The following is a 4945-nucleotide window of genomic DNA, read 5'->3' as shown; positions in this document are numbered from 1 at the left end:
GACGATATAGAAACCACTCTTTGCTAACTCAATAGCTATGGCTTTACCAATACCCTTACTAGAGCCTGTTAATAACACTGTATTATTCATTTATATTTCCTCTCATTTACTTAGCTATCCTGCCTATTATTCAGTTAAGTATGTCCGCTTAATATTTAGCTGACACTCTTAACTGACATAGTCCGCAGCATTGTCTGGCTGATATACATTGATTTTTGCTTGCGCCAAGATAATTTCTTGCTGGTTTTTTGCAACAATGGTGCAATCAAAAACGGATAAACCAGCAGCATCTGCCAATAGTCGTGTCGCGGTTACCTGTAAGGTTTCACCGCAGGTAAAAAAGGTGCAATTAGGTTTATATTTACGAGTACCTAATAAAAAGCCAAGTCTGATGTCGCCACCGCAAGCTAGTTCATTTGCACCCGCCTGAGCAGCAATACACTGCGCCATATATTCAATACCAATATAACTCGGTACGCCGCGTCGCTCTGCTTGATAAAACTCACTTTCTTCATTGATATTTACCAATACACAAGCACTATCTTCATCAAACGAAATTAACTCATCGACTAAACGCATCGGTTTTCTATGTTTTATTACTTCTTCAATATCATACATATTTTTAATAAAAGCCTTTAATTCGCTTTCTCAACGGATAAAATTAAACTGGCATTATTGCCGCCAAAAGCATAAGAATTAGACATGCAGTGTCGAAGTGTTTTATTTGTCGGGCTATTTTTAGCAATTAAATTTATCGGTGCAATATTTGTATCTAAATCACCGAAAAAGTTCATTACTGGATAGTGATTACCTTTGTTAAGATCACTTAATAATAACCAGCACAAACCAGCTTCAATAGCGCCAGCAGCACCTAAACAATGACCATGTAACTGTTTGCTGGCAGTACAAGGTGTAGCATCAAATACCTTAGCCACAGCCTTAGCTTCCATGGCATCATTTTGTACCGTGCCCGTACCATGTAAATTGATATAGCTAATATCACTTGCTGATAAATCAGCACTTTCTAGGGCTGCTAACATGGCTTGACTCGCCCCGTCGCCGTCAGGATGTGGCGCTGAAATATGGTGGGCATCACTGGTTTCACCAAAACCCGTCAGGGCGATATCATCTGCTGACTGACTCATAACAAATAATGCCGCACCCTCACCAATATTAATGCCACAGCGCTGAGCTTGAAATGGCAAGGTATGACTTGCTGAGATAGACGCTAGCGCATTAAAGCCATTGACGGTCATTTTGCATAAACTATCAACACCACCGGCAATGACAATATCCGCTAAACCGTTTTCTAACAAACGTTGGCCGCTTATTAATGCTTTAGCACTTGAGGTACAGGCCGTTGAAATACCATAAACACTGGCATTTGCCTTGGCTAACTTGGCAATAAATTCAGCGGTGGCGCCCATCTCTTGCATAGCATAGTGATAATTTTTCTCATGTTTACCGCTAGCTAAATATTGCTGCATTGATTGTTCACCACTGGCGATACCTGAGGTGCTAGTACCAATCACAACAGCAATATTAAGTGGTCGCTTTTTTTCATCGCCAAGCTTTACTATTAATTGTTTGAGCTTTTCTGAGATCTGTTCAAAGGCAAGCAAAGCTAACTGATTATTACGACTGTTTTGATAGTCACCAAATGTCGACAAATCAGGCAATTTAGCGGTAACCTTGCCAATAACGGTGTTAATACCAAAGCTACTATCGGCTTTCATAAAGCCTTGCTCACCGGCAAGAAAATGAGTTAACACTGTTTTCTTATCTTTACCCAGTGCACAAACTAACCCAAGCTCGTTTAAATAAATGCTCATGGGGCAATCTCCATGTTATCTGAGGTTAGCTCATTTACTAGGCCATTTTCATCTAACTTTTCACCTGATTTTCCATCTAACTTTTCGTCTAACAAAGACCAACGGTCTAACTCTTCTATCACAATCGAATAATCAGCTTTAACGTTAGTAAGTTGGCTAATATTATCCTGCTGTTTAATTTGATAAATAACGTCATTGTTTGAACTAATCTCGCGATAGGTAACGCTTAGCACTTTCAGTTGTCCCTGTTCTAAACCTTGTGCAACATCACTGCTAGGCCAGAGTACTAATTGCAATTCCGCCAACACTCTTAAGGGGTCAATGGCAATTTTTTTATCATAAACAAGTGTGCCCACATCAGTATGCCAATCAAGGGTGAACAATGAGAAACCTTCAACGGTATAAGCTGAAACAAGTAAACGAGATGTTGTCATCTCAACTTGAATCATAAATTGGTTTTCTTTACCTTGCTGACTTCCCTGCTTAATGTTAAATAATGCTTGTATACCCGTGTTAGTTAACGTCTCAGGTATAGGTTGCAAGATATAGGTAATATCATCATCAAGGCTTACCCGGTGAACATTATCCATGCGCACAGCGCAGCCACTGACCATTAGAGCTACACAGACCAGTAAAATGTATTGATTAACTTTAGCGAATAAATTTTTACTTACTTGCATGGTTATTTTGCCGCTTTACTACACACTAATAAACTATGACCTAAACCAATATTATCAATTTGTTGTTCTATTTTTAAACCACTTGCGGTAACTAAAGCCTTGAATTTATCTGCAGCATACATGCGACTATTGCCGTTAGCAAAACAGGTAAAATACAGTGAGGTCGCATTTAAGCTAAAAGCTGCGGCATCAAATTTTTGTGCATCCCAAAAGGTTTCTAAAATTAACACCTTTTGCTGACCTGAAATACCCTTGGCAATATTCGATAAAATCACTTTAATTTGCGGCTCAGAGAAGCAATCTAAAAATTGACTCATCCAATAAACATCTGCATCTGCAGCTAATACTTGGTTTGGGTCTAACATATCACAAGGAAATGCATGGAAACGCTCACTTAACCCTGCTTGGTCAATATTTTGTTGTGCTTTGGCCAACTGCGGCGGTAAGTCCATAATGGTTACCTGCACTTCACTATCATGCTGTAAACACTTAGTAGAAAAACGCCCGGTATTACCACCAATATCAACAATATGTTTAGGTTTGCTGGCAAAGACTAATGGCAATATTTCATCAAAAGCATGGTCAGAATAAAAATGATCAAAGGCAAACCAACTCGCTCTTGTTTCGTTCGGCAGCTCTGGTAAATGTGGATATAATGTTGGCCAATCACCAAACATTTTTAAGCCCTCTGGTTTACCGGTTTTAATTGACTCTGTAAGGTTAGCTAACCCCTGGTAAGCAAAGTGTTGGGTGAAATCAAAGTTCACTACCGACATTTCATCATGTAACAGAAAAAACGCAACTTTGGTTATACGGTAACGTGGTAAGTCTTTAGGCTCACTCTCTTCATGTGTAATCGTAATTAAGCCACAAGTTAAGGCAAAGTCTAATAAAACACTCACGCCATATTCACTGACCTTTACCGCGTCAACAATGTCATTTAACAATACGCCTTTGCGTCTGTTTTTATCGATAAACTGCAAGATACCTAAATCTTTCAATGCCGCGGTTGCTTGGAAAATATAAGGTGAAAAGGCGATATGTTGCGCCATAGACTTAGCGGCAACAGCAGAGAGTTCGCCTTGCTCAGGTAATTGGATCATGTTTTTACTTCCGTTTAGTATGGCGTATTAAGATAAGCGCCATTTATTAGCTATTATTAAATTTTTGTTTTTACTGCTTTTTTAGTGGCGCTTGAAAGTGCTAATTTATTTAAAGGTACTAGGTGGCTCAGAGGTGTTAAGTGGCTTAACAGCCAAGCTAAGAAAATACCAATTAATAAGGTTAAACCAAAGCTACTCACCGCAGGTGTGGCGCTAAAAGACATCACGCCAAAGGTGAGTGCTGATGACAACGCTGAAAGACTTATGGTGTGGCTAATGATTTTAGTCACACCATGACTTCTAAAAAACACCACATAATCAATTGCTAAGGTGATTATAAGCAAACAAGCCAGTACATTAAAAATATTTAAACTTGGTTGAAAAAGTTGGCTAAAGACCAGTGCCAGTCCCGCGGAAACTGTCGGTACTAGCAACATAATGAAGGCACTCGCTAAGCCAAAGTAGAGACTTAAAATGACTAATATCACTAACATTGCGGGTAAGGCAAGCTGTAAAACATTTGTCCTCACCTCCGCTAACTGCTTTGACAGCGCAAGGGGTAAATTAACATAACTGGCATTTTCAAACTTGCTGATAAATTGCATTTGTAAGTCGGATACCGGAGCACTCAATAATAAAGCAGTCCAATATTTTCCGGCAACTTGCTTAATATCTAACCCCATATTTTGTGCGATAAAGCTTGGCATTGTCGCTATGGGTTTTGCTTGACTAATGACTGACTCTATGACGTTTTTGTCAAAATATGCAGAAATAGCCTGATAGTGGTTTAATTGCCAATTCGCGGTCACTAAGTCAATATTATTTTGCTGCGCCGCTTGAGACAGTTGCCAATCGGCAATGCTTTTTAAAATCGCTCCCTGCCCTCGTAAACCTTTGGTAAGTAGCTGGGCATCATCAAGCAAGTCATCTTGACTGTTTGCACTAATCAGTACCATATAAGGATAAACACTCTCCCCGGTTAACCTAGCTACCTTTTGCTCTTCTTCTACCAAGCTGCTTGATTTAGTATTTAAATTACCAATGTGATCATCGAAATTTAAGCCGGGTATGCTGATGGCAAAAATAACCATGGCGATAAAGAGATAGACAAAGTGCTGCTTAGGTAAAACTGCAAAGGAAGTACCACTACTTTTAAATTTAATACTCGGTAATAACAATAAGGCACTTAAATAAGCACCAACCAAACCAAAGCCGACAAACACCACTACTTGATGTAATAAATTAATAGGCGTGGTAAAAAACAAACTGTAGCCGGCAATCGTTGAAACCAAGGCAATGGTCAGCGGCAGAAAAATTTTACTGCGTATAC

General features: G+C 39.3%; 4 protein-coding genes and 2 pseudogenes. All 6 read right to left on the bottom strand.

Translation table 11 applies throughout. The features are described from left to right. Nucleotides 1–90, bottom strand: a pseudogene (gene fabG / locus HRT50_RS17790) (3-oxoacyl-ACP reductase); the annotation flags it as partial. Between the two features lie 78 nt (nucleotides 91–168). Continuing rightward, the gene (locus tag HRT50_RS17785) at nucleotides 169–618 is read right to left on the bottom strand and encodes a 3-hydroxylacyl-ACP dehydratase (protein WP_291616986.1); all 450 of its coding nucleotides are present in this window, start codon (nucleotides 616–618) and stop codon (nucleotides 169–171) included. 17 nt (nucleotides 619–635) lie between these two features. Next, on the bottom strand, nucleotides 636–1832 hold the full coding sequence (locus HRT50_RS17780; protein ID WP_291616984.1) for a beta-ketoacyl-ACP synthase: 1197 nt from the start codon (nucleotides 1830–1832) through the stop codon (nucleotides 636–638). After that, the gene (locus tag HRT50_RS17775) at nucleotides 1829–2512 is read right to left on the bottom strand and encodes a DUF3261 domain-containing protein (RefSeq protein WP_291616982.1); all 684 of its coding nucleotides are present in this window, start codon (nucleotides 2510–2512) and stop codon (nucleotides 1829–1831) included. The genes HRT50_RS17780 and HRT50_RS17775 overlap by 4 nt, the downstream gene beginning before the upstream one ends. Nucleotides 2513–2514: 2 nt before the next feature. Further along, nucleotides 2515–3615, bottom strand: coding sequence for a class I SAM-dependent methyltransferase (locus tag HRT50_RS17770; RefSeq protein ID WP_291616980.1), 1101 nt, complete (start codon nucleotides 3613–3615; stop codon nucleotides 2515–2517). A 56-nt stretch (nucleotides 3616–3671) separates the two neighbouring features. Then, a pseudogene (locus HRT50_RS17765) lies at nucleotides 3672–4945 on the bottom strand (hypothetical protein); the annotation flags it as partial.

Origin of the sequence: Colwellia sp., assembly GCF_013215345.1 — a bacterium.
Taxonomy (GTDB): domain Bacteria; phylum Pseudomonadota; class Gammaproteobacteria; order Enterobacterales; family Alteromonadaceae; genus Colwellia.
This window is presented reverse-complemented; position numbering and strand designations above follow the sequence as displayed.

What these genes read in the sequence shown, in the direction of transcription:
- HRT50_RS17785 (WP_291616986.1), bottom strand. Translation starts at nt 618, where the DNA reads ATGTATGATATTGAAGAAGTAATAAAACATAGAAAACCGATGCGTTTA.
- HRT50_RS17775 (WP_291616982.1), bottom strand. Translation starts at nt 2,512, where the DNA reads ATGCAAGTAAGTAAAAATTTATTCGCTAAAGTTAATCAATACATTTTA.
- HRT50_RS17770 (WP_291616980.1), bottom strand. Translation starts at nt 3,615, where the DNA reads ATGATCCAATTACCTGAGCAAGGCGAACTCTCTGCTGTTGCCGCTAAG.
- HRT50_RS17780 (WP_291616984.1), bottom strand. Translation starts at nt 1,832, where the DNA reads ATGAGCATTTATTTAAACGAGCTTGGGTTAGTTTGTGCACTGGGTAAA.